Below are 21,699 nucleotides of genomic sequence, written 5' to 3'. Positions count from 1 at the left end.
CGCAGCGGTGCAGCGCAGGCTGCGATCAGATGGCGGCGCCCATCTTGAAGATGGGCAGGTACATGGCGACCACGAGTCCGCCGATGAGGATACCCAGAATCGACATGATCAGCGGCTCGAGCAGGCTGCTGAGGGCGTCCACGGCATCATCGACTTCCTGTTCGAAGAAGTCCGCCACCTTGGCCAGCATCGCATCGAGCGAGCCGGACTCCTCGCCGATGGCGACCATCTGCTCGACCATGTTGGGAAACAGGCCGGTCTGGCTCATGGCAAACTGCAGCTGCTGACCGGTGGCCACGCTGTCGCGGATCATCATAACCGCGTCCGAATAGACCACGTTACCGGTCGCGCCGGCAACGGATTCCAGCGCCTCGACCAGCGGTACGCCCGCTGCGAACATGGTGGAGAGGGTGCGCGCATAGCGTGCTACGGCGGCCTTGTGCATGATCGGGCCGACGATGGGCATCTTGAGGATGAGCCGGTCGAGCGTGCGGCTGAAATTGCGCGAGCGTTTCTTGGCCTGGAAGAATCCCACGCCCGAGCCCGCCAGGATGCCGAAGATCAGCCACCAGTACGACTGCATGAATTCCGAGAGGTTGACCACCACGCGGGTGAACGCAGGCAGGTCGGCGCCGAAACTGGTGAAGAGTTCCTCGAACTGCGGTACGACGAAAATGAGCAAGATGGCGGTCACGATACACGCCACGATGATGACCGCGGTCGGGTAGAACATCGCCTTTTTGATCTTGGCCTTCAGGTATTCGGTCTTTTCCTTGTAGGTGGCGATGTTGTCGAGCAGCGATTCGAGCACGCCCGCCTGTTCGCCGGCGTTGACCAGGCTCACCACCAGGGCGTCGAAGTAGAGCGGGTGCTTGGCGAGTGATTCCGATAGGCTCGTGCCGGATTCCACGTCGGCCTTGATCTTGAGGATCAGGTCGCGCATGCCGGCATTGTCGTGGCCGCGGCCGATGATCTCGAAGGACTGCACCAACGGTACGCCCGCAGCCATCATGGTGGAAAGCTGGCGGAAGAAGACAGCGATGTCCTTGGGGATGATCTTTTTCTTGTCGGTCTTCTGGAACAGCGTGCTCTGCTTGCGGACCTTCAGCGGCTTGATGCCCTGTTTGCGCAGGTCGGCCCGGATCAGTGACGGGTTGGACCCGCGGGTTTGTCCCTTGACCTTGACGCCGCGCTTGTCGGTGCCGGTCCAGATAAACAGATCGGGTTGCTTGAGTGCTTTCTCCGCCATGGCTTATTCCTTCGTGACGCGGTCGATTTCTTCCAAACTGGTAACTCCGGCTGCCACCTTCTTCAGCCCGGACTCTCTGAGGTCGGCGATACCTTCGGCTGCCGCCTGGTTGGCGAGTTCCATGGAATTACCGCCTTCCATGATAATGCGGCCCATTTCCTCGGACACCGGCATGACCTGGTAAATGCCCACGCGTCCCTTGTATCCGCCCGTGCAGGTTTCGCAGCCGACCGGGCCGTAGATCTTCAGGTCCTTGATCTGGTCCGGGCGGAAGCCGGCCTTGAGCAGGGACTCTTCGGGTATGTCGCGCTCCTTCTTGCAGTTGTTGCACAGCCGGCGTGCGAGACGCTGTGCCATGATCAGGTGCACCGCCGAGGCGATGTTATAGGGCGGTACCCCCATGTTTGCCAGACGCGTCAGGGTTTGCGGGGCATCATTGGTGTGCAGGGTCGAGAGCACCAGGTGGCCGGTCTGGGCCGCCTTCACGGCGATTTCCGCGGTTTCCAGGTCGCGAATCTCACCCACCATGATGATGTCCGGGTCCTGTCGCAGGAAGGCGCGCAGGGCGGTCGAGAAGTCCAGGCCCGCCTTCGGGTTGACGTTGACCTGGTTGATGCCGAGCACGTTGATTTCGACCGGATCCTCACAGGTCGAGATATTCCGGTCGGGGGTATTGAGCATGTTCAGCGCGGTGTAGAGCGACACGGTCTTGCCGCTACCGGTCGGGCCGGTGACCAGCACCATGCCGTAGGGCTTGTTGATGGCAGTGATGAACAGCTCTTTCTGATCCGGCTCGAAACCGAGCACGTCGACGCCCAGCTGTGCCGCGCTGCTGTCGAGAATACGCAGCACGACCTTTTCGCCGTACAGGGTCGGCAGGGTATTGACACGGAAATCAATGGAACGGTTGCGCGACAGGTTCATCTTGATGCGGCCGTCCTGCGGGATGCGACGCTCGGCGATATTCATCCGGCTCATGACCTTGAGGCGCGCGATGATGCGCATCGCCAGTGAACGCGGCGGCGAGGTGATCTCGTGCAGCACGCCGTCGTTGCGGAAGCGGACGCGGAATTCCTTCTCGTATGGCTCGAGGTGGATGTCGGAAGCGCCCGAATTGATTGCATCGAGCAGCACCTTGTTGACGAACCGCACCACCGGGGTATCGTCGATATCGGACTCCGAGACATCGGAACCCGCGGCGTCGTCGTCGCCCCCGCCCACGTCCAGGTTGTCGAGGTCGGCATCCATGAGCTCGGACATGGTGGTGTCCAGGGCTTCCAGTGCGTCCTCGATGGCCTTGCGCAGGTGCACCTCGTCGACCAGCACGGCCTCGGTGTTGATGCCGGTGTGGAACTTGAATTCGTCGATGGCGCCGAGGTTGGTCGGGTCGGAGACCGCCACGTAGAGGCGGTTGGCGTGTCTGAATAGCGGTAGCGCGTTGTGCTGCCTGATCAGTTTTTCACTGACCAGCTTGATCGGTGCCACTTCCATGTCCATGGCCGCGATATCGAACAGCGGGACGCCGAATTCCTGCGCGCCCGACCAGGCGATGTCCCGGCTCGAGACGAGCTTGTTGTCGACGAGGTAGCTGACGAAATGGGTGCGCTTCTTGAGCGCCATCTCGTGAGCCTTGGTGGCTTCGGTCTCATCGAGAAGGCCATCCATGACCAGTCGGCGTGCGAGTCCACTGAGATTGACTGTCGGATTCGGTGTGGCCATGGGCTAGAACATTTTCTGGTAGTGGGTGATTTTCACTGTGATGTAGATCCGGTTTTCAGGGACTGGCACCCCAGTACCCGCGCAGTGCCGTACCTGCATCCCGTCCGAGTCAGCCCGCATCTCATGGGTTGATTATAAATTCGAGCAAAAACAGAGTGATATTTTGCCCTCGCGACCGACGCCAACACCAACATCTGTCCAGATGGTTTCGTCTGGACATAATAAAACTTTAGATGGCGGTACAGCAATTTAGTCTGAATTTTAGCATCGGCCGCGGCGGGTGAACGAGTCCGCGTCCCGCCCTGTTCCAGGCCGCCGCGCCGCTGTAGCCTCAAGGCCGCCCCAGGCAGTCGGCGATGGTTTCAATATAGCCGTTACCCACCGCTTGCCAATCAAATTTCCCCGTCACCGACTGTCGGCCCGCGGCTGTCAGTCTGTCATACAACGGCTGGTCTTGCAGCAGCAGTTCCAGCTTGGCAGCCAGATCCGCCGCATCACCCGCCCTGAATACCAGGCCGTTGCTGCCATCCTCGACCACGTCCCGCAGGGCCGGCAGGTCGGACACCACGGTGGCGCAGCCGCAGCCGAGTGCCTCGACCGCCACCAGCCCCAGGCCTTCCTGGTCGCCGCTACCGGCTACCAGGGAGGGCACGACCGCGATGCGAGCCGCGCGTAAGTAGGCGGGGATCTGGTGGTTGGGTACCGCACCGCGGAATTTCACCCGGTCCGCGATGTGCAGCGCCGCTGCGCGCTGCTCGAGGCCGGCGCGTTCCGGCCCGTCGCCGATGCAGGTCAGCTGCAGGTCGGGATGGTTCCGAGCGAGCAGCGCGAGGGCCTCGAGCAGCGTGATCACGCCCTTCTTCTCCACCAGTCGTCCGACAAACAGCAGTCCGCTGCGTGCGGCCGTGGCGCTGGCCGGCGTGAACGTGCCGGTCAGATCTACACCCATGGGCTGTACGCTGGTGTGTGCCGGCAGGCGGCCCGTCGCGCGCAGGTGATCGCGCATGGCCCTGCTGACGACCGTCAGATGATCGATGCGGCGCAGGACATAGCCCTTCAGCCGGTTCATCAGGCCGCCCTGCATGGACCAGAGATCGCCGCCATGGGCCGTGCAGAGGATCTTCGCCCGCCTGCAGCCCAGCGTGCGGGCCAGTACGGCCAGCAGGCCCTGCGGTATCAGCCAGTGCGCGTGAATCAGGCGGATTTGCCTGGCCCTGCACAGACGCAGGATCCAGTAGAACTGGCTGAGCAGGAAGAACGGAACCAGCAGCAGCCTGGCCGGATGCCGCTCCAGATTCGTCATGATGCCGCCATCGTAGGCCAGCCGTTGTGCGAATGGCAGGAAGTAGCGGAAGCGGTATACCTCGATTCCATCGAGCACCTCGTGTCTGCTGGCGCCGGGATAGTGCGGCGCCAGGACGATGGGCCGGTAGGCCCTGGCCAGTTGCAGGCAGAGGTGGCGCACGAATGCAGGCTCGGTATCGTCCTGCCAGCGGGGGTAGGTCGAGGTGAGTACCAGTATCGGTGTCACGGTGGTGTCTCGCGCACGACCACCCTTGGCGGGGTGCGGGTGGCTGCTGCCGGAGGCCGGTAGCAGCGGAAACCGGGGTCGGCGCGGCGCATGTCAGGAATGGGAGTCCTTCCTGAGGACCCAGATATACCCGGGAAAGGCCCAATAGGCGAGCCGCAGCAGCAAGCGGGCGAGTGCGGCCTTGAGCGAACCCGGCCTGATCAGGTAAGCGGTATGATACTTGTCCGGTTCGGTTACCAGACGCCTGGTGTAGTCCTGGCAGGAAAAGTTGCGTACCAGTTTCCTGAGGCCCCAGTAGCTGAGGTGCTTTTCATGGTAGTGGCGTGCCTTGCCGGCCAGACGGATATACACATGCGCCAGCGGGCGCGGCAGCACGGACAGCAGCGGCAGGTTGTAGTGCGGCTCATTCCACATCAGCCGATTGCCGGCGGCGAAATAACAGACGCCGCCGTGCTTCAGCACCCGGTGGATTTCCCGGAACATCTGCTGCGGGTCGGTGACATGTTCATATACCTGCGAACAGATCACCACATCGAAGCTCGCGGCAGGGAAGGGCAGATTGAGGGCGTCGCCGACGAGGAACTCGAGATTGGCGCGGCTGAAATGGCGTCGTGCATGGTCGATGGCTGGCGCGTCGATGTCGATACCGACGACCTGGCCGAGATGCCGAGCGAGATGGTCGTCGATGATGCCGGCCGAGCCGCCGACGTTCAGCAGCCTGTAGTCTGCCAACGGGCCGGGCAGGCAATCCTCGAGCACCGCCACCATGGTGCGGGCCTTGCGTTCCCTGATGCCGGTCTCGAACATGGACGGGCTGCTTGCCGAGAAGCCATATTGATAATCTCTGCTCAATTTCCTGGCCCGTATCCGTCCGGACTGGTGCGACTGCCTGCTGCACGGATCATATGGTGGGGATCGAATGCGAGTATAATCGGCCGGATATTATTGCCATTGAGTATCTTGTCAATAGGGCAGGTGCGGATCCTGCCGCTATCACAACCGTGTGACTCTGGCCCTTGAAACTATTGTTCCTCTGCAAGCGGCATCCCATGGGACGCGATCTCGTCTCGAGTCCCTACGGGCGTTTCTTCCACCTCCCGCGCCATCTGGCAGCGCAGGGTCACCAGGTGCAACTGCTGCTGCTCGACTACCGGCACGGCGCGCCGGTGGCGCACCAGGCCCACGGCTTTGACTGGCTGTCGGTGCCGTTCAGCCCGCGTCATCCCCTGCGTTATCTGCATGAGATCGAGCGTACCATACGTGGTGGACGCCCCGACTGCATCGTCGGACTGTCCGATACCTACTACGGTATGCTCGCGGTGCATTTCAGCCGGCGCCACGGGTGCTGCAGCGCGATCGACGCCTACGACAACTACGAGAGCTACCTGCCCTGGTGCAAACCCCTGCACTGGCGCTGGCGTCGCGCGCTGCGGCGTGCCGACCTGCTGACCGCCGCCGGTCCGGGGCTGGCGGCGCTGATGTCCTCCGGACGGCCCGGCCGTGCCGCGGTGGTCGTGCCGATGGCGCCCGATCCCATCGGATTCGTGCCGCTGGATCGCGCTGCATGCCGGCAGCGTATGGGCCTGCCGTTGCAGCGGAAACTGGTCGGTTACTGCGGCTCCATGCATCGCAGCCGCGGTGTCGAGGTGTTGTTCGATGCATTCGCGTGCCTGCAGGCCGGTTGTCCCGATGCCATGCTCGTGCATTCCGGGCGCACCTGGCGAAACGTGCCGCTACCCGACGAGGTGCACTCGCTGGGCTACATCGAGGATGCGCTCATGCCCGTGCTGTTGAACTGCATGGATGTCCTGGTAGTGACCAACCGGCGCTCGGCATTCGGTGATTACAGTTATCCGGTGAAGCTGTACGAGGCCATGAGCTGCCGGGTTCCGGTGGTCGCTACCCGTACGCCCGCGACCGCATGGATCCTGGGCGACGCGTCGCCGCACCTGGTACCGCCGGCCGATCCGCAGGCCCTGTGCGCGGCGCTGGAATGGGCGCTGCAGCAGGATGCCGTCGACTACGGCGTGCTGCCGGACTGGGACAGTTCCGGCCGGCGCCTGGAGCAGGCCCTGCTGGAAACCCTGTCTCGCGGTGCATAAACGTGCCTGGACCGTGGCCGATACACTGGGGCGTGCGTGTCTCTTATTTACACATAAACAACAGGTTACCGATTCCGGCGCGGCGGGGCATGTCGCTGTCGGTCAGCGCGCGCGACGCGAGGGCAGCAGTGCATCTCGGCGGCGCCGGGCAGAGCCATGGCCGATAATTACTACAGCGGTTTGTTCATAGGTCTGGCAGCGCGCCTGCTTGCGCTCGGCACGAGCTTCGTCGTGATCTGGGCATTCAATCTCGCTGGGCGCGAGGTGTACGGTGTCTATGCGTATGCCGGGAGTCTGGCTGCGATCGCAGTGGTGATCGGCAGCTTCGGGCTCGACCAGCTGCTGCTCTATCGCAGTTCACAGCGCAGCGCGGAACCGCAGCTGCCGCTGCTGGCCGCCGCGAGCGGCCGCGCAACCAGGATCTCGCTCGCTGTCGCCGCCGCTTTCCTGGCCTACGGTTTCATCAACACCCGCTACGTGGCGCACAGCGCGAACCTGCCCGTCTACGCGGCGCTGGCGGCCACGATACCGGCGCTGGCAGCCGCGAATGTGTTCGCTGCCTGGCACCAGGGCCGGCAGGATTTCAGGAAGGCGCTGTTGATACCGCGCGCCAGCGACGCCATCCGCCTCCTGTGTTTCCTGCCGCTCGGCTTGTTCATCCCGGACGTCGATCTCTACCTGCTGGTGATCGTCATCAGTGCCTGGGTCCCGATGCTGCTGTACCGTATCGACAGCGGCGCCCTGCGCGGACAGGCGGGCGGAATCGACGCTGCCGGCAGGCGCTACGCCGGACACATGGCACTCATCGGCCTGGTCCGTTCCGGTATCGACAACATCGACATCATCATGGTCGGTCTGCTCACGACCCTCGACGCCACTGCCGCCTATGCCCTGGCCTCGCGCGCGGCGGCGTTCGCCCTGCTCGGCAACCAGCTGCTCGGCCAGGTGACGCTGCCGCGTATCGGTGCGGCGCTCGGCGCGTCCGACCTGGCCGGCATGATGTACGAGTACGATCGCCACCGTTGGCTGTCGCTCCTCGCCGTCCTCGCCGTCGCGCTGCTGCTCGTGCTGTTTGGCCCCGCGCTGCTCGGCCTATTCGGCAGCTATGCGGATGCACTCCCCGTCATGTACGTGCTGCTCGCCACGCATGTGTTCGCCTGCAGCTTCGGCCCGGTGGGAAACGCGCTGAAGATGGGCGGGCATGCCACGCAATTGCTGGCCTCGGTCTGGGTGCTGTTGGCGCTGTTGTTCGTAACCAATCTTGTGCTCATCCCCTGGCTTGGTATCGTCGGCGCAGCGCTGGGCACCCTGCTGAGCCTGGTGGCGATCAATCTGCTGAACTGGTGGCAGTGCTATCGGATCTACGGCTTGCGCACGACCGGGCCGCTGGCGTTGGGAGTGATGACGGCAGGCAACGCGGGCATTTACCTGGTTGCCACGGACCGGTCGGCAGAGGGGCTGGCACTGCTGTGCGCGGCACTGGTCGTTACCCTGGGCAGGGCCCTGCAGGGTGGCATCAAATTGACGAAGAGCATGGGAATCTAGGCATGTGCGCTGCACCTAAAGTCGATATCTTCCACGTGGGTCCGCAAAAGAGCGGCACCACCTGGATCTACGAATGTCTCCGCGAGCATGCCGGGGTGTGCTGTCCGCCGCGGGACACCATCCACTACTACGACATGTTCTACGCGCGCGGCCCCGACTGGTACGCGCAGGCCTTTGCCCACGCGCGGCCGGGGCAGCAGCTGTTCGATCCGACGCCCACCTATCTCAGGTCGACCTGGGCGCCGCGCCGCATGGCCGCTGACAACCCCGGGGCACGCATCATCTTCTGCCTGCGCAACCCGATCGAGCGGGCGTTCTCGCACTACTGGCACGAGAAGAAGAAGCTGACGATCCGTTTCGAGTTCGCGGATTGCCTGCGCAACTATGATCTGTTCCAGAGTTACCTGGAGACCGGTTTCTACGCCGAGCACATCGCGCGCTTTCTCGATCATTTTCCACGCTCGGCGCTGCTGGTGCAGCGTTTCGAGCAGCTGCAGCAGGATCCCCGCGGATTTCTCGACGAGCTGCTGGCATTCGCCGCACTGGACCGTGATTTCGAGCCTTCCATCCTGAACCGCAGGCGCAACGCCGCCAGCCCGCGGCAGACGCTGGTCGGCCGGCTGGTGGGCGAGGTGACGGAAAAGGCGGTGCGCAGCCTGCCGGAACCGGCCGCACGCGGCATCCAGCGCAGCGGCGCCTACCGCCTGCTGTCCGGGCGCAGGGAATACCTGGAGGGCATACCGGCACCGCTGTACCGGGAACTGCTGGAGATCTGCACGCCGGAAATCAACCGGCTGGAAACGCTGCTGGGTCTCGATCTGGCGGTATGGAAGCAGCCGCCGCCGGCGCCATGAACTCGGTCATCCTCTATGGCCACAGGGTGCTGCGTGAAGCGGTGAGCGGCCCGGGCGCTGACGGGTCGGACGCGCTGACCCCCGCCGGCCTGGAGCGGCTGCTGGCCGCCATCGCGACGCATAGGCCGGATGCCGGGTGGCTGGCGCGTCTGGCCAGCGGGCAGCCCGCGCAACCGGGTTGCGTGCTGCTCACCTTCGACGATGGCTACGCGGATATCTATACCGAGGCGCTGCCCCTGCTGGAACAGTACCGGGTACCCTGTGTGATCTTCATCACGACCGGTTTTGCGGACCGCGAGCTCGAAGCGTACGAGACGCTGCTGGCCACGCTGCTTGCCGGCCGCCGGGAACTGGTCTGTCCGAACGAGGGTCCGCTTGCACTGGCGGATGATAGCGCACGCAGCGCCGTGTACCGGCGTCTGCGCCTGTGGCTCCGCCCGCAAGGCCGGCGCGGAAGGCAACGCTATATGGACGCGCTGCGGCAGCTGAATCCCGCGGCACCGGCCGCCGCGGACGGGGGCTATCTCGACTGGGCCCGCATCCGTGAGCTGGATCGGCATCCCCTGGTCACCGTGGGTGCGCATGGCCGCAGTCACATCCTGCTGTCCCGGCCGCATCCGCTCGAGGTGTACGGCGAGCTGCGGCACAGCCGCTCGCGGCTGGAGCGGGAACTGGGACGGAGGGTGGATCTGGTTGCCTATCCGTATGGCGCGAACACCGCGCTGACCCGTCTGCTTGCCCGGCGTGCCGGCTACCGGCTCGGTTTCGGCACGCAGCCAGGCACGCTCGCGGGCAACCGGAACCGGATGGCGCTGCCGCGCATGCCGATCGCCGGCTATCTGGATGGTCTGCAGGAGCCGGCATGAGGCAGCAGCCGCGCATACTGATCGGCACGCTGCATGTCGACGAGCAGGAGCGCGACAGCTGTATCGCCGCACTGTCCGCCCAGGATTACCGCAACTGGGAGCACCGGATATTTTCGGGGCTGGGCAACGCGGAGGCGCACCGCGTGCTGTACGACTGGTTCATGGAGAACCGTCACGACTACGACATGTTCATCAAGCTGGATGCCGATATGGTGCTGAACTCCACGGCTGCGCTGGCGCGCATCGTCGCGGTGTTCGAGCGCGCGCCCGACCTCGATCACGCGGTATTCATGGTGCATGACTGGATGTCGGATCTGCCGATTACCGGGTTGCATGCGTTCTCCAACCGCGTGCGCTGGCGGCATGGTGACGAAGGGCTGTTCGTGGACCCGGATCCGGAGCGGCCGGGCCGGAAAGCGGTCATCACCGGCTATCCTTCCCCGGTGGCGGAACACTCGCCGGATCCGGCGCCGCTGCAGGCCTATCGCTTTGGCGTGCACCGGGCGAGCAAGATCGTACAGGCGCGGCGCCGGTGGCTGGACACGGCCCAGGCCGGATTCCAGTGGCAGCTGCTGGATGGTATCCGCGCGACCTGGCTGCGGGCGGGTGACCGTCGCCGCTTGCTGGCCTTGCTGGGCGCACAGTCGGTGCTGGCAGGCCAGGCGCCTTTGGGCACGGGTTCGTACACCGATGCGGATGTCGGCGACGTTTGCAGCGCGCTGGCCGCGCGCAGCGAGGAGGCGCTGACCGAACTACTGGCACCGGCATGGCACAGCAAAACGGGCAGGCTGTGGCTGCGCTATCGCCGCACCCTGTTCCGTGCGCTCGCCTCGCACTGCGGCCGCGCCGTCGTCCGGCAGGGGCGCGCGCTGCGGCAGGTGCTGTCATCCCGCACGGCAGACGGCGGATGAGGATCCTCGTCTTCGGCAACCTGACGCCCTATGTCCCCGGCGGGGCGGAGCGCCAGGTGCGCTTGCTGGTCGAGGGCTGGGCACGGCTGGGCCACCAGGTCACGGTGGCCGGATCGTGTCTGCCGGATACCGCAATCACCGTTGACGGCGCCACGATCCGGCTGTGCCGGGCGCCGGTCCGGGGCGGGCTCGGCCGGGCCGGGCGCGCGCTCAGCTACTTCCTCTCGGTCTGCCGTGTCCTGTTCCGGCAGCGCGGCCGGTACGACGTGATCTACTGCCGCTTCCTGACCGACAGCGCCTGTTCCGTCGCCTTGCTGAAACAGCTGCGACTGGTGCGCCGGCCGCTGGTCGCCTGCCCGGCCAGTTCCGGCCCCGGCGGCGACGCCGAATTTATCCGTCGCTTTCCCGGCTCGCGTGCCCTGGTCGCGCTGCTGTCAGCGCAGTGCGACGCCATCAACCTGATCTCGCCGGGGATCGCCGAGGAGATAAAGAGTCTCGCAATCCGGCCGGGCCGCTGGAGTCACATTCACAACGGTGTCGTACAGGCGCCTGCACCCGCACCCCTCTCCGATGGCAAACCGCTGCAGTTGCTGTTCATCGGCGGGCTGCGCCGGCAGAAGGGCGTCGACCTGCTGCTGGACGCGGTGGCCGCGGCGCGTGGCCAGGGCGCGGCACTCGTACTCGACCTGGTGGGTGACGGACCCGACCGGGAGCGGCTGCAGGACCAGGCGCGGCGGCTCGGGATCGCGGCCCACGTGCGCTTTCACGGCGTGCTGGAAGCGGCGGACGTCGCCATGCGCATCCGGCAGGCGCATGTGCTGGTGCTGCCGTCACGCTGGGAGGGCATGGCCAACGTGGCACTCGAGGCGCTGGCGCTGGGCCGGCCGGTCATCGTCAGCCGTTGTGGCGGCATCGACCGCTTCATCACACCCGCGTGCGGCTGGACGGTCGCGATCGACGCTGCGCCCGCGCTGACCACCGCACTCGTCGCCGCCGCTACGCTGCCGCGCGACCGGCTGGCGGCGATGGGACAGGCGGGTTTTGAATTGATACAGCGGGAATTCAGCCTCGAGCGGGCGGTGCAGGCCCACCTCGAACTGTTCGCTGCCGTGCAGGGGCCGGCTACGGCCTAGCGGCGCTGCGGCGGCAGACCGCGGGATGCCGCTGCACGCTACTCGCCGTCACGCTCCGTGCGGCGTTTGGTCTCGACGATATCCTTGTAGTGCAGTGCCGAGATCTGCTCCGAGACGATGCCTATGAGGAAGGTCAGCAGCGCCGACAGGAACAGGATCGCGCTCATGTTGGTCAGCCGTCCCCAGGCAAAATAGGTATACGCATAGTAGCTGAGGCCGGTCGCCAACAGGACACCGCTGACGGGCAGGAAGAAGCGCATCGGCGAGAACAGTGCGCCGATCTTGACGATGATGATCAGGAAGCGGAAACCGTCGTGGAACAGCCGGATGTGGCTGCGGGTATCGGTGCTGCGCAGCTGCGCCTGGATGGGTGTGTAGCCGACCGACAGCCCGGAGCGGAAGAATGCCATGGTGCTCGTGGTCGGATAGGAAAAGCGGTTGGGCAGCAGGTAGAGGAATTTCTTGAAATGCCGTGCCCGCGCGGCGCGGAAACCCGAGGTCAGGTCGAGGATGGGATATCCCGTCATCCAGGTGGCCAGCCGGTTGTAGAACATGTTGCCGATCCGGCGTGTCAGCGAGGCATGGCTGTCGAGGTGCCGCGCGCCCACCATCATGTCGTAGCCCCGGTCGATGCCGTCGAGCAAGGCCTGGATATCCGCGGGATCGTGCTGGCCGTCGGCATCCATGAACACCAGGACGTTGCCGCTGGCGTTGCGCGCCCCGGTCTTGATCGCGGCGCCGTTGCCCATGGAATAGACATGCGAGACCACGCGCACGCCCTGCGCCCGGCAGACCTCGGCGGTGGTGTCGGTCGAGCCGTCGTTGACGACCATGATCTCGGCCTGCGGAAACCGCGTCTGCAGCACGGGCAGCAGCGTCTTCAGGCTTTCGGCCTCGTTCTTGGCAGGCAGGATGATGCTGATTTCCGGGTTCATGGCAGGTTCTCGCTGGTTGTCGGGTCCGTGCCGGTGGTTTGCGCCGTATTCACCCTGCGCGCTGTCCTGATTTCGTCAGCGAGCATATCGTACAGGCTGTCGCTGCCGCCGTAACTACCCGCGGCGCGGAAGCGGGCCAGCGTCTGCTCGGCCTCCGCGTAGCGTTCCATGACGATCAGCAGGTTGACCAGGTTGATCCAGTGCTGGGCTTCACGCGGATAGCGCTCGACCACCTCGCGGAACAGCGCGAGCCCGGTAGTGAAATCCCCGAGCTTGTTGATGCGGAAGAAGCCGTAGATCGTCAGTAGCTGCGACGCCCGGCTCTTGTCGAGCGCGAGTCTGAGCAGCGCGTCCATCTCCTGGTGGGGGATGTTGCAGTGCTTGTCGATGCACTCGGTCAGCTCCTTGAGACTGACGATATCCGTCGTCGACACCGGGTACGCGGCCAGTTTCTGCCGGATGGCGTCAAAATACGCAGGATCGACCGGCTTGTCGAGGTAGGCGTCGAGCAGGATCAGCGTGACCTCCGGCATGATGTTGTGCGGATCGAGGCGGCGGACCTGTTCCAGGTAGCGGTAGGCCTCCGTCTCGCTGGCGCTGACGCCCTGCAGCGCCAGGCGTGCATGGATGCGGCCGGCCGCGAACACCGCGCGCGGCGACGCGGGATGGTGCAGGGCCTCGAAGATGGCATGCTGCACGTTATCGGACCACTGTCCCGCCCGGATCCAGGTAGTGTAGGCGAACAGCAGCAGGAACAGCCCCGCGCTGCCCGCGCGAATGAGGGTGGCATGGTCGCGCAAGCGCAGCGTGCAGACCGCTGCGCCCAGCGCCAGCAGGATGCCGTAGTCGGCCAGGTAATTGCGGTGCTCGTGGGCGAGTTCCAGCGGGATGACGGTCGATTCCAGCAGGTGGCCGGCGAAGAACCAGAGTATGCCCAGGCGGATCAGCGCCAGCCGCGCCGGCAGCGCGGCGGCCAGCGCCAGCAGGCCCGCGATGCCCAGCAGCGACAGCAGGGTGGTGGGGGGCGTCAGCAGTCCGTGCGAGAGGGCGATATCGTCGTGGTACAGCCCCAGTTCGTTGAGCGAGGGCATGATGATCTGTTTGAGATAGAACATCAGCACCCGGGCCTCGGTCAGCACGTGCTGCCACGGGGTGAAGGTCTTGTGGGTGTAGTTGGCGATGATGCGGGGCTCGATCAGCAGGATGCCGAGCGCCAGCAGCGCGGGCAGTGCCACGCAGAGCAGGAACAGCGCAACGATGCGGCGGTCGCGCCGACCGTGCGCGTCGCGGAATCCGAACAGGGTGGACTCCAGCACCAGCATGAACACGGGCAGCAGGATGCCGTTTTCCTTGCTGAGCACGGCCAGGCTGCCGCAGCCCAGCAGCCCGGCGAGCAGCCAGGGCAGTCCCGGCCTGCCCGCGCGCATGCGCAGCCGGCCGTGCAGGTAGAGGTACAGGCCGGCGACGCTGAACAGCGCCGACAGGCCCGCCATGCGCTGGACGATGTAGAGCACGGTGCTGAGGTTGAGCGGGTGCACCAGCCACAGCCCGGCGACCACGGCCGGCAGCCAGGCTGCGGCCGCGGCGGGAAATGCCGGGTCGCGGTGTTGCCGGTACGCACGCACGAGCTGGCGTCCGAGCAGCCACAGGCCCAGGCCGGTCAGCAGGTGGATGCACAGGTTCACGACCTTGTAGGACCACGGTGCGATCCCGAAGAAATAGCGGTTCAGGGCGAAGCTCGCCATGCTGACCGGCCGGCGCAGCTGGCCGGCACTGGACGACCAGGCCGCCGCCGCCAGGCTGTCCAGGTCCAGCGACTCCAGTTCCAGTTGCCGGTTCTCCAGCAGGTTGGGCCGGTCGTCGAACATGTAGTCGCCCGACAAACCGGGCCAGTAGATGGCGACGGTCAGTGCGCACAGCAGCAGGATGAGCCAGCCGGCGGGTGACAGCAGCGGCAGTGAGCGGGTCATGGGCGGGCCGGGCAATTCGTGCGGCGAGCCCCCGGGAGTGGTGTGCACTGCGTCGCTGCGACGGTAGTTAACCCGGCAGGTAGGGCTGCGGCAGTGCGGTCGGTGCTGTGCGGCGGGTGGATCTGCAATGCCGGGGCTCCCGTGGCGGCTGTGTGAGTGCGGAAACGCGGCCGGCGCGCCGTCCGCGCGCCCGCTAGTGTACTGTCGGCAACCGTGCGTTCAAATAAAAAAGAACGCCCCGGCGAACCGGGGCGTTCCATATTGCGGCAGATACTGCGTGATTAACGGCAGTTGGCCGGACGGTACTTCTGCGGAGTCTGGCTGCCGCTGGTGCCGTTGCCGAAGGTGCAGTCCCACTCGACCGAACCGGCATTGGTGTTCGGGATCAGATCGATGTTGGTGGCATTCGCCGTCGGGTTGCCGCCCAGGTTGTTCTTGAAGCCGATCGTGATCACGCCGGTATTGGCGGCCAGGGTCACGCTAGAGACGTAGGCGCCGGTGATGCTGGCTGCCGACGGCAGGCCGGCTTGCGCCTGGCTGGTCGGGAAGTTGCCGGTGGAGTCATAGGTCTCGGAGACCGCCAGCTTGGCGGCGCCGGCCAGGTTCAGACCCTCACCCACCTTGGCGCGGATGGTGTAGTCCTGGTAGGCCGGGATGGCGATGGCAGCCAGGATACCGATGATCGCGATAACGATCATAAGTTCGATCAGTGTAAAACCCTTTTGCAGTTTCATGGTGTTTCCTCTCATGTACATGAACAGTGGTAACGAGTTGTGTGGTTGCCCGGTCCGAGCCACCTGACAGCCTTGTATCGGACAAACGCCCGCTTTCTTTGGCTGGCAATAGCTATTCATTTTCCGTGCCAGAAAATTGCCGCTTACGGGGCTGCGCTGTGCCCTATCCGCCCGCGGATAAAAATATGCTTATTTAACAGTATCTTATTTTTGTCGTGGCGGCCGTATGCCGATGCGGCCAAGGAAAACTGCCTGCCTCGAGCCGGCCGTAACCTTGCGCGGCGTCGCACTGTCCGGGTCAGATTGTGACGCTGGGCGTCAGTTTGTGACCCGGATTCCGTGCGCCAGCCGGCGTTATCGCCGTGCGCCGGGTTCATGATGCCGCGGGAGTGGTGCTAGTCAAGTCCCAGTTTCTTGAGCCGGTAGCGCAGGGCGCGGAAGGTGATCCCGAGTTTCTTGGCGGCGGCGGTCTTGTTGTATCGGGTCTGTTCCAGCGCCTTGATCAGCACATCCTTCTCGATGTTGTCCATGTAGGTATCCAGCGGCACCGTGCCCGGCTCCAGCGGGTGCGCCGCGTCACCGCCCAGCGTCCCGGGCAGGGTGCCGGTGATCGGCAGGTGCAGGTCGGCGCGGCTGATGACATGTCCCTCGCACAGGGTGGTGGCGCGCTCGAGGATGTTTTCCAGCTCGCGGACGTTGCCGGGAAAGCTATAGGCCATGAGGGCCTGCAGGGCGTCGTCGCTGAGCGCGAGATCGGGCTGCGCGCTCTGGCGCGCGAGCTTGGCGAGGAAGTGCGCGGCCAGCATGGGAATGTCCTCGCTGCGTTCGCGCAGCGGCGGCACCTTGAGCGCAATGACGTTGAGGCGGTAGTAGAGGTCCTGGCGGAACTGGCCGTTTGCGACCTGCTCGGCGAGTTCCTTGTGGGTGGCCGAGAGGATGCGCACGTCGGTCGAAATCTCGCGCTGGGCCCCGACCGGACGCACGGCCTTCTCCTGGATCGCGCGCAGCAGCTTGACCTGCATGTGCAGCGGCAGCTCCGCCACCTCGTCGAGAAACAGGGTGCCGCCGGCGGCGACCTGGAACAGGCCGTCCTTGTCGCTGTTCGCGCCCGTGAAACTGCCCTTGCGATGCCCGAAGAACTCGCTTTCCATGAGCTCGGACGGGATCGCGCCGCAGTTGACCGGTACGAACGGCCGGTCGGCGCGCGGGCCCTTGCTGTGGATCAGCCTGGCCACGAGTTCCTTGCCGGTGCCGGATTCGCCACAGATGTAGATCGGCGCCTGGCTGCGCGAGAGCTTTTCGATGGTGGAGCGGATGGCGCGCATGACGTCCGAATCGCCCAGCAGACTGTCGCGGCTGCGGCGTTCACGCGGCCGGCTTTCGTCGAACAGCTTCAGCACACTGGTGATGAGATTGCGCAGCACGGGCAGGTTGACCGGCTTGGAGATGAAGTCGAAGGCGCCGGCCTTGAGGGCCTCCACCGCGGTATCCATGCTGCCGTAGGCGGTGATGACCGCGACCGGCAGTTCCGGCATGTGCTCCTGTATGTAGCGCACCAGGTCCAGGCCGTCGCCGTCAGGCAGGCGCATGTCGGTGAGGCAGATATCGAAGCGGGTCGTGTCCAGCAGGGCACGGGCCTCTGCGTAGCCGGCCGCACTGCGCGTGTCGATGTCCATCCGGCCCAGCGTCAGCTCGAGCAGTTCACGGATATCGGGTTCGTCGTCGACGACGAGCGCCAGTGGCCTGCTCATGAAATGCGCCGTGCCGGCAGTGCGGTCACACCGCTGGCCGGGAAGGTGATGCGGAAGCGGCTGCCGCCGGTGGCTACCGTGTGATAGTCGAGGTGGGCACCGCTGGTTTCGCAGAGTTCACGCGCAATGTACAGCCCGAGACCGGTGCCGCTGCGGTGCGTGGTGAAGAAGGGCTCGAATATCTTGTCGGTCATGTCGGGTTCGATGCCGGAACCGTCGTCGATGATATCAAGATGTGCGACACCCGGGGTAGCCGTCAGGCCGCCCACCAGCTGCACGCGTACCGGCCGCTCCGTGCGATTGTGATGGACGGCGTTCTGGCACAGGTTCCAGACCACCTGGTGCAGCAGGCTCGGGTCCATGCTGATCTCGATGTCGTCCGGTGCCACCGTGCAGCTGATCCGGGCCGGATCGATGCTGCCGCTGTGCGCGAATTCGGCGGTGAACCGCTCGACCCAGGATGCGAGCCCGAGGACCTGGGGAATCGACGAGTTGGGACGGGACAGCTGCAGGACGTTCTCCACGATCAGGTTCACCCGTGCCGAGTTGTCACCGATGATCGCCGCCAGGCGGCGGTCCTCGGCGGCCAGGATCTCCTGCTCGTTGAGCAGCTGGGCGGCATGGCTGATGGCGCCGAGCGGATTCCTGATCTCGTGCGCGATGCTGGCCGTTAGGCGTCCGAGCGAGGCCAGCTTGATCTGCTGCGCCTGGCGTTCCATGGCCGCCATGTCCTCCAGAAAGATCAGCGCACCGGGGCCGCTCGAGGAATCCAGGCGCGTGAAATGCGGCAGGAGGCTGGCGCCGTGCGCAGCGCCCTTGAGCAGGCTGGGCTGGCTGGCGGGGGCGTGCAGCCACGCCTGCAGCTTGCCGTACAGTGCCTCCGACAGATCGGCGAGTGGCTGGCCGGTGCCCGCCGCTGGTGCGTGGAGCAGCTTGCGGGCCGTGTCGTTGATCAGGACGATGCGGTGTTCGTGGTCCGTGACAATGATGCCGGCCTGCAGGCGTTGCACGATATGGGCATTGAGCCGGGCGAGATTGGCGAGGTCGACGGCCCGGCGTCGTGCCAGCGATTCGCTGTCCCGGATCCTGCGCGCCAGCAGGTAGGTCAGGCCGGCACTGGCGAACAGCGCCAGGCCCAGCAGGCCGGCGTGAGTGTAGTCTGTCTCCCGCGGCAAGTTGCGCAGCATCCGGCTGTAGAAATGCTCGCCCATGACCGCCAGCGTGGCCACCGCGGCGAACATGAAGGCCATGCGGCCCTGGATCAGGATGCTGCCGGTGGCGACCGTGATGACCAGCAGGATGCCGAGCCCGCTCGCCAGGCCACCGCTGGCGTGGATCAGCAGCGTGACGCAGCCGATGTCGACCAGGATCTGCGCGATGACCTGCAGTTCGAAGCCGGGCCAGCGCAGGCGCGCGGCAAAGCCCGCGACCAGGCTGAAGGCCAGGTAGGCGAGGCAGGTGGAGCCGTACAGGCCCGGCACCATCGGGTCGTGCGCCGTTTCGCCGCCGGTGGTGAAATACAGCACCGTGAGCAGCCCCGCGAGGATCGTGCGGTAGAAGGTGAGCAGTCGGAGCGGCTTCCATGCCGGCCCTGCGGCTGCGGCCGGCGGGTCGGCCGGGCCCCGCTGCAGTACCTGCGCGCTGACCTCAGACGTCATGGGTGCCCCGCGCCGCGGTGCGGTGCTCTGCGCTGCAATAGCTGACGCCGTCCTGCATGCAGGCCTCGTGCTGCGGCACGTACATGCCGCAGTGCGCGCAGCGGACCATCTGTCCGGTCTTGGCGGGTGTGCGTGTGCTGATGTGCGGTTTGCGCAGCAGCTGCCTGCCGATCATGACGATCAGCGCCAGCGCGATGAAGATCAGGAGGGTGCGCATTGAATCGGTTCGTGTCGTCTCTGCCCGGGCCGCGGCGCATGTGGCGATGCGGCGATCATACTACCTTTAAACCGTCCGCGTGTAATGCCGATCAGGTATCACTTGATCAATATCCGCAAGGTTGCCACACTGCGCCAATGCACCTGCACGAGTACCAGGCCAAGCAGCTGTTCGCCGAGTTCGGCATACCCGTTCCCGACGGCCGGGTGCTCACCCGTACCGCTGCGATCGACAGCGTCGACGCTGCTGCCGCTGCCTGGGTGGTGAAGGCGCAGGTGCATGCCGGCGGTCGCGGCAAGGGCGGCGGTGTGCGGCTGGTCAACGGTCGCGACGAACTGGCCGCCGCGGTGGCCGCGCTGCTCGGCAGCCGGCTGGTGACCGCGCAGACCGATGCCGCGGGGCTGCCCGTCAACAGCGTGCTGGTGGAACCTGTCGTCGACATCGCGCGCGAGATCTATTTCAGCATCCTGGTCGACCGTACGCGCGAGCGGCTCATGCTCATGGCCTCTGCAGCCGGTGGCATGAACATCGAGGAGGTCGCCGCGACCGATCCGGCTGCGATCCTCACCGAGAGCGTGCATCCCGCGGTCGGTCTGCAGGGTTACCAGACCCGCAACCTGGCCTTCGGTCTCGGTCTGCAGGGCAGTCAGATCGGTGCCTTCGGCCGGCTGCTCCATGCCGCCTGCCGGCTGGTCAATGCCTGCGATGCCAGCCTGCTGGAGATCAATCCGCTGGTGGTGACCGCCGCGGGCGACCTGCTGGCGCTGGACGCCAAGCTCGATATCGACGACAACGCGCTGTTCCGGCATGCGGAGCTGGCCAGTCTGCACGATGCCAGCCAGCAGGACGCACGTGAGAACGTCGCCCGGCAGCATGGCCTGAATTACATCCGCCTCAACGGCAACATCGCATGCATGGTCAATGGCGCCGGACTGGCGATGGCGACCATGGACATCATCCAGCTGCACGGCGGTGCACCGGCCAATTTCCTCGATGTCGGCGGCGGCGCCACGGCGGCGAAGGTCGCCGAGGCCTTCAAGATCATCCTGTCCGATCCGCAGGTCGAGGCGATCCTGGTCAATATCTTCGGCGGCATCGTGCGCTGCGACCTCATCGCCGAGGGCATCCTGCAGGCGATCGCGGAGGTGGCGGTCAACGTGCCGGTCGTGGTGCGTCTGGAAGGCACCAATGCCGCGGCGGGGCTGGACCTGATCGCGCAATCCGGTCTGGCGGTGGAGACGGCCAGCGACCTGACCGAGGCGGCGGAGAAGGCGGTCGCGGCCGCCCGCGGCGGTGGCGCATGAGTGTTCTCGTCGACAGCGGCACGCGCGTGATCTGCCAGGGTTTCACCGGGGCGCAGGGCACCTTCCACTCGCAGCAGGCGCTGGATTACGGTACCCGGCTGGTCGGCGGTGTGACGCCCGGCAAGGGCGGCCAGACCCATCTCGGGCTGCCCGTGTTCAACACCGTGAAGGATGCGGTCGCCGCAACCGGCGCGGATGCCACCATGATCTACGTGCCGGCCGCCTTCGCCGCCGATGCGATCCTGGAGGCCGCCGCCGCCGGCATCGGCCTCATCGTCTGCATCACCGAGGGTATCCCCGTGCTGGACATGCTGCGCGTGAAGGCCGTGCTGCGCGGGACCGATGCGCGCCTGATCGGGCCCAACTGTCCCGGCATCATCACACCCGGCGGCTGCAAGATCGGCATCATGCCCGGCGTCATCCATCAGCCCGGCAGCATCGGCATCGTCTCGCGTTCCGGCACGCTGACCTACGAGGCGGTGTTCCAGACCAGCCGCATCGGTTATGGCCAGAGCACCTGCATCGGCATCGGTGGCGACCCGATCCGCGGCATGGGTTTCATCGACTGCCTGCAGCTGTTCGAGGCCGATCCGGATACCCGCGGCATAGTCATGATCGGCGAGATCGGCGGCACCGACGAGGAACGCGCCGCGGAATATATCGGCGACCGGGTCAGCAAGCCCGTGGTCGCCTACATCGCCGGTGTCACCGCGCCGCCCGGCAAGCGCATGGGCCATGCCGGCGCCATCATCAGCGGCGGGCAGGGCACGGCGGCTGCCAAGATCGCCGCCCTCGAGGCCGCCGGCGTGACCGTGGTGCGCTCGCCCGCCGATATCGGTGCTGCCATGCAGCGGGCGATGGCCGGTTGATCCGCTAATCCGACCGCTGTATCAATATATCCGCTTTGCTGATTCGCCTGTTTCGCCCTGTCGGGCGAGGGACTTTCTCTTGCGTGCCCAAGAGAAAGTCCCCAAAGAGAAGGGCACCCGCTGGCCGCGCCGGCTCTGCCGGTGCCCTGCGTTCCTCGCCCGGCCGGGGGCGCGCACAACTCGGAGCCGGAGCGGGATGTTGATCCCGCTCCGGCTTGCCTCGGACAGGGTGCGCGCCAAATCCTGCGAGTTCGGCGAGCGCCCGAAGCGGCGAGCCGCGCAGGGCACCCGGACCGTCAGCGCAGATGACGTTCCGGGCAAGCCTTCGGGCCGCCTTTCTTTTGGGTACTT

General features: G+C 65.6%; 18 protein-coding genes. 8 read left to right on the top strand and 10 right to left on the bottom strand.

The window, feature by feature from the left end:
* Positions 1 to 25: 25 nt before the first annotated feature.
* From R3F42_10580 to R3F42_10565, 4 genes are all read right to left on the bottom strand, one after another.
* On the bottom strand, positions 26 to 1,249 hold the full coding sequence (locus tag R3F42_10580; GenBank protein MEZ5542479.1) for a type II secretion system F family protein: 1,224 nt from the start codon (positions 1,247 to 1,249) through the stop codon (positions 26 to 28).
* Positions 1,250 to 1,252: 3 nt separating this feature from the next.
* A complete protein-coding gene (gene pilB / locus R3F42_10575; protein ID MEZ5542478.1) occupies positions 1,253 to 2,968 on the bottom strand; it encodes a type IV-A pilus assembly ATPase PilB in 1,716 nt (571 codons plus the stop codon).
* A 331-nt stretch (positions 2,969 to 3,299) separates the two neighbouring features.
* Positions 3,300 to 4,499, bottom strand: coding sequence for a glycosyltransferase (locus tag R3F42_10570; protein MEZ5542477.1), 1,200 nt, complete (start codon positions 4,497 to 4,499; stop codon positions 3,300 to 3,302).
* Positions 4,500 to 4,592: 93 nt separating this feature from the next.
* Positions 4,593 to 5,306, bottom strand: coding sequence for a class I SAM-dependent methyltransferase (locus R3F42_10565; GenBank protein MEZ5542476.1), 714 nt, complete (start codon positions 5,304 to 5,306; stop codon positions 4,593 to 4,595).
* Between the two features lie 209 nt (positions 5,307 to 5,515).
* Between R3F42_10565 and R3F42_10560 the strand changes: the two genes are divergently transcribed.
* The 6 genes from R3F42_10560 (at position 5,516) to R3F42_10535 (ending at position 11,910) form a co-directional block, all read left to right on the top strand.
* Positions 5,516 to 6,601: a glycosyltransferase family 4 protein gene (locus R3F42_10560; protein MEZ5542475.1), complete on the top strand. Its 1,086-nt coding sequence runs from the start codon at positions 5,516 to 5,518 to the stop codon at positions 6,599 to 6,601.
* Between the two features lie 156 nt (positions 6,602 to 6,757).
* Positions 6,758 to 8,146, top strand: a complete 1,389-nt coding sequence (locus tag R3F42_10555; GenBank protein ID MEZ5542474.1) for a polysaccharide biosynthesis C-terminal domain-containing protein — start codon at positions 6,758 to 6,760, stop codon at positions 8,144 to 8,146.
* 2 nt (positions 8,147 to 8,148) lie between these two features.
* On the top strand, positions 8,149 to 9,000 hold the full coding sequence (locus tag R3F42_10550; protein ID MEZ5542473.1) for a sulfotransferase: 852 nt from the start codon (positions 8,149 to 8,151) through the stop codon (positions 8,998 to 9,000).
* Positions 8,973 to 9,866: a polysaccharide deacetylase family protein gene (locus R3F42_10545; GenBank protein ID MEZ5542472.1), complete on the top strand. Its 894-nt coding sequence runs from the start codon at positions 8,973 to 8,975 to the stop codon at positions 9,864 to 9,866. Before R3F42_10550 ends, R3F42_10545 begins: the two co-directional genes overlap by 28 nt.
* Positions 9,863 to 10,777 (top strand): hypothetical protein, encoded by a 915-nt coding sequence (locus R3F42_10540; protein ID MEZ5542471.1) that lies wholly within the window; start codon positions 9,863 to 9,865, stop codon positions 10,775 to 10,777. Before R3F42_10545 ends, R3F42_10540 begins: the two co-directional genes overlap by 4 nt.
* Positions 10,774 to 11,910 carry a glycosyltransferase gene (locus R3F42_10535; GenBank protein MEZ5542470.1) on the top strand — a complete coding sequence of 379 codons (1,137 nt, stop codon included), beginning with the start codon at positions 10,774 to 10,776 and terminating at the stop codon, positions 11,908 to 11,910. The genes R3F42_10540 and R3F42_10535 overlap by 4 nt, the downstream gene beginning before the upstream one ends.
* 38 nt (positions 11,911 to 11,948) lie before the next feature.
* On the opposite strand, the gene R3F42_10530 is transcribed toward R3F42_10535, so the two are convergent.
* The 6 genes from R3F42_10530 to R3F42_10505 all read right to left on the bottom strand — a co-directional run bounded on the left by R3F42_10530 (position 11,949) and on the right by R3F42_10505 (position 19,175).
* The gene (locus R3F42_10530; GenBank protein MEZ5542469.1) at positions 11,949 to 12,845 is read right to left on the bottom strand and encodes a glycosyltransferase family 2 protein; all 897 of its coding nucleotides are present in this window, start codon (positions 12,843 to 12,845) and stop codon (positions 11,949 to 11,951) included.
* Positions 12,842 to 14,815: a tetratricopeptide repeat protein gene (locus tag R3F42_10525; protein ID MEZ5542468.1), complete on the bottom strand. Its 1,974-nt coding sequence runs from the start codon at positions 14,813 to 14,815 to the stop codon at positions 12,842 to 12,844. The genes R3F42_10530 and R3F42_10525 overlap by 4 nt, the downstream gene beginning before the upstream one ends.
* A gap of 281 nt (positions 14,816 to 15,096) precedes the next feature.
* Positions 15,097 to 15,549 carry a pilin gene (locus R3F42_10520; protein ID MEZ5542467.1) on the bottom strand — a complete coding sequence of 151 codons (453 nt, stop codon included), beginning with the start codon at positions 15,547 to 15,549 and terminating at the stop codon, positions 15,097 to 15,099.
* 395 nt (positions 15,550 to 15,944) lie between these two features.
* Positions 15,945 to 17,300 (bottom strand): sigma-54 dependent transcriptional regulator, encoded by a 1,356-nt coding sequence (locus R3F42_10515; GenBank protein ID MEZ5542466.1) that lies wholly within the window; start codon positions 17,298 to 17,300, stop codon positions 15,945 to 15,947.
* Positions 17,297 to 18,958: an ATP-binding protein gene (locus R3F42_10510; GenBank protein MEZ5542465.1), complete on the bottom strand. Its 1,662-nt coding sequence runs from the start codon at positions 18,956 to 18,958 to the stop codon at positions 17,297 to 17,299. Before R3F42_10510 ends, R3F42_10515 begins: the two co-directional genes overlap by 4 nt.
* A complete protein-coding gene (locus R3F42_10505; protein MEZ5542464.1) occupies positions 18,948 to 19,175 on the bottom strand; it encodes a PP0621 family protein in 228 nt (75 codons plus the stop codon). The genes R3F42_10510 and R3F42_10505 overlap by 11 nt, the downstream gene beginning before the upstream one ends.
* Positions 19,176 to 19,312: 137 nt before the next feature.
* Between R3F42_10505 and sucC the strand changes: the two genes are divergently transcribed.
* Entirely contained in the window at positions 19,313 to 20,479 is a 1,167-nt protein-coding gene (sucC, locus tag R3F42_10500; GenBank protein ID MEZ5542463.1) for an ADP-forming succinate--CoA ligase subunit beta, read from the top strand.
* A complete protein-coding gene (gene sucD / locus R3F42_10495) occupies positions 20,476 to 21,348 on the top strand; it encodes a succinate--CoA ligase subunit alpha (protein ID MEZ5542462.1) in 873 nt (290 codons plus the stop codon). The genes sucC and sucD overlap by 4 nt, the downstream gene beginning before the upstream one ends.
* Positions 21,349 to 21,699 lie beyond the last annotated feature (351 nt).

The organism is Pseudomonadota bacterium (genome assembly GCA_041395565.1).
Lineage (GTDB): Bacteria > Pseudomonadota > Gammaproteobacteria > UBA9214 > UBA9214 > UBA9214.
The sequence above is the reverse complement of the archived record's forward strand: the minus strand, read 5'-3'. Positions and strand labels throughout refer to the sequence as shown.

Bases quoted from the DNA above. Each gene is read 5' to 3' on its own strand.
- R3F42_10580 (MEZ5542479.1), bottom strand. From the start codon at position 1,249: ATGGCGGAGAAAGCACTCAAGCAACCCGATCTGTTTATCTGGACCGGC.
- pilB (MEZ5542478.1), bottom strand. From the start codon at position 2,968: ATGGCCACACCGAATCCGACAGTCAATCTCAGTGGACTCGCACGCCGA.
- R3F42_10565 (MEZ5542476.1), bottom strand. From the start codon at position 5,306: ATGTTCGAGACCGGCATCAGGGAACGCAAGGCCCGCACCATGGTGGCG.
- R3F42_10555 (MEZ5542474.1), top strand. From the start codon at position 6,758: ATGGCCGATAATTACTACAGCGGTTTGTTCATAGGTCTGGCAGCGCGC.
- R3F42_10550 (MEZ5542473.1), top strand. From the start codon at position 8,149: ATGTGCGCTGCACCTAAAGTCGATATCTTCCACGTGGGTCCGCAAAAG.
- R3F42_10545 (MEZ5542472.1), top strand. From the start codon at position 8,973: ATGGAAGCAGCCGCCGCCGGCGCCATGAACTCGGTCATCCTCTATGGC.
- R3F42_10540 (MEZ5542471.1), top strand. From the start codon at position 9,863: ATGAGGCAGCAGCCGCGCATACTGATCGGCACGCTGCATGTCGACGAG.
- R3F42_10535 (MEZ5542470.1), top strand. From the start codon at position 10,774: ATGAGGATCCTCGTCTTCGGCAACCTGACGCCCTATGTCCCCGGCGGG.
- R3F42_10530 (MEZ5542469.1), bottom strand. From the start codon at position 12,845: ATGAACCCGGAAATCAGCATCATCCTGCCTGCCAAGAACGAGGCCGAA.
- R3F42_10525 (MEZ5542468.1), bottom strand. From the start codon at position 14,815: ATGACCCGCTCACTGCCGCTGCTGTCACCCGCCGGCTGGCTCATCCTG.
- R3F42_10520 (MEZ5542467.1), bottom strand. From the start codon at position 15,549: ATGAAACTGCAAAAGGGTTTTACACTGATCGAACTTATGATCGTTATC.
- R3F42_10515 (MEZ5542466.1), bottom strand. From the start codon at position 17,300: ATGAGCAGGCCACTGGCGCTCGTCGTCGACGACGAACCCGATATCCGT.
- R3F42_10510 (MEZ5542465.1), bottom strand. From the start codon at position 18,958: ATGACGTCTGAGGTCAGCGCGCAGGTACTGCAGCGGGGCCCGGCCGAC.
- R3F42_10505 (MEZ5542464.1), bottom strand. From the start codon at position 19,175: ATGCGCACCCTCCTGATCTTCATCGCGCTGGCGCTGATCGTCATGATC.
- sucC (MEZ5542463.1), top strand. From the start codon at position 19,313: ATGCACCTGCACGAGTACCAGGCCAAGCAGCTGTTCGCCGAGTTCGGC.
- sucD (MEZ5542462.1), top strand. From the start codon at position 20,476: ATGAGTGTTCTCGTCGACAGCGGCACGCGCGTGATCTGCCAGGGTTTC.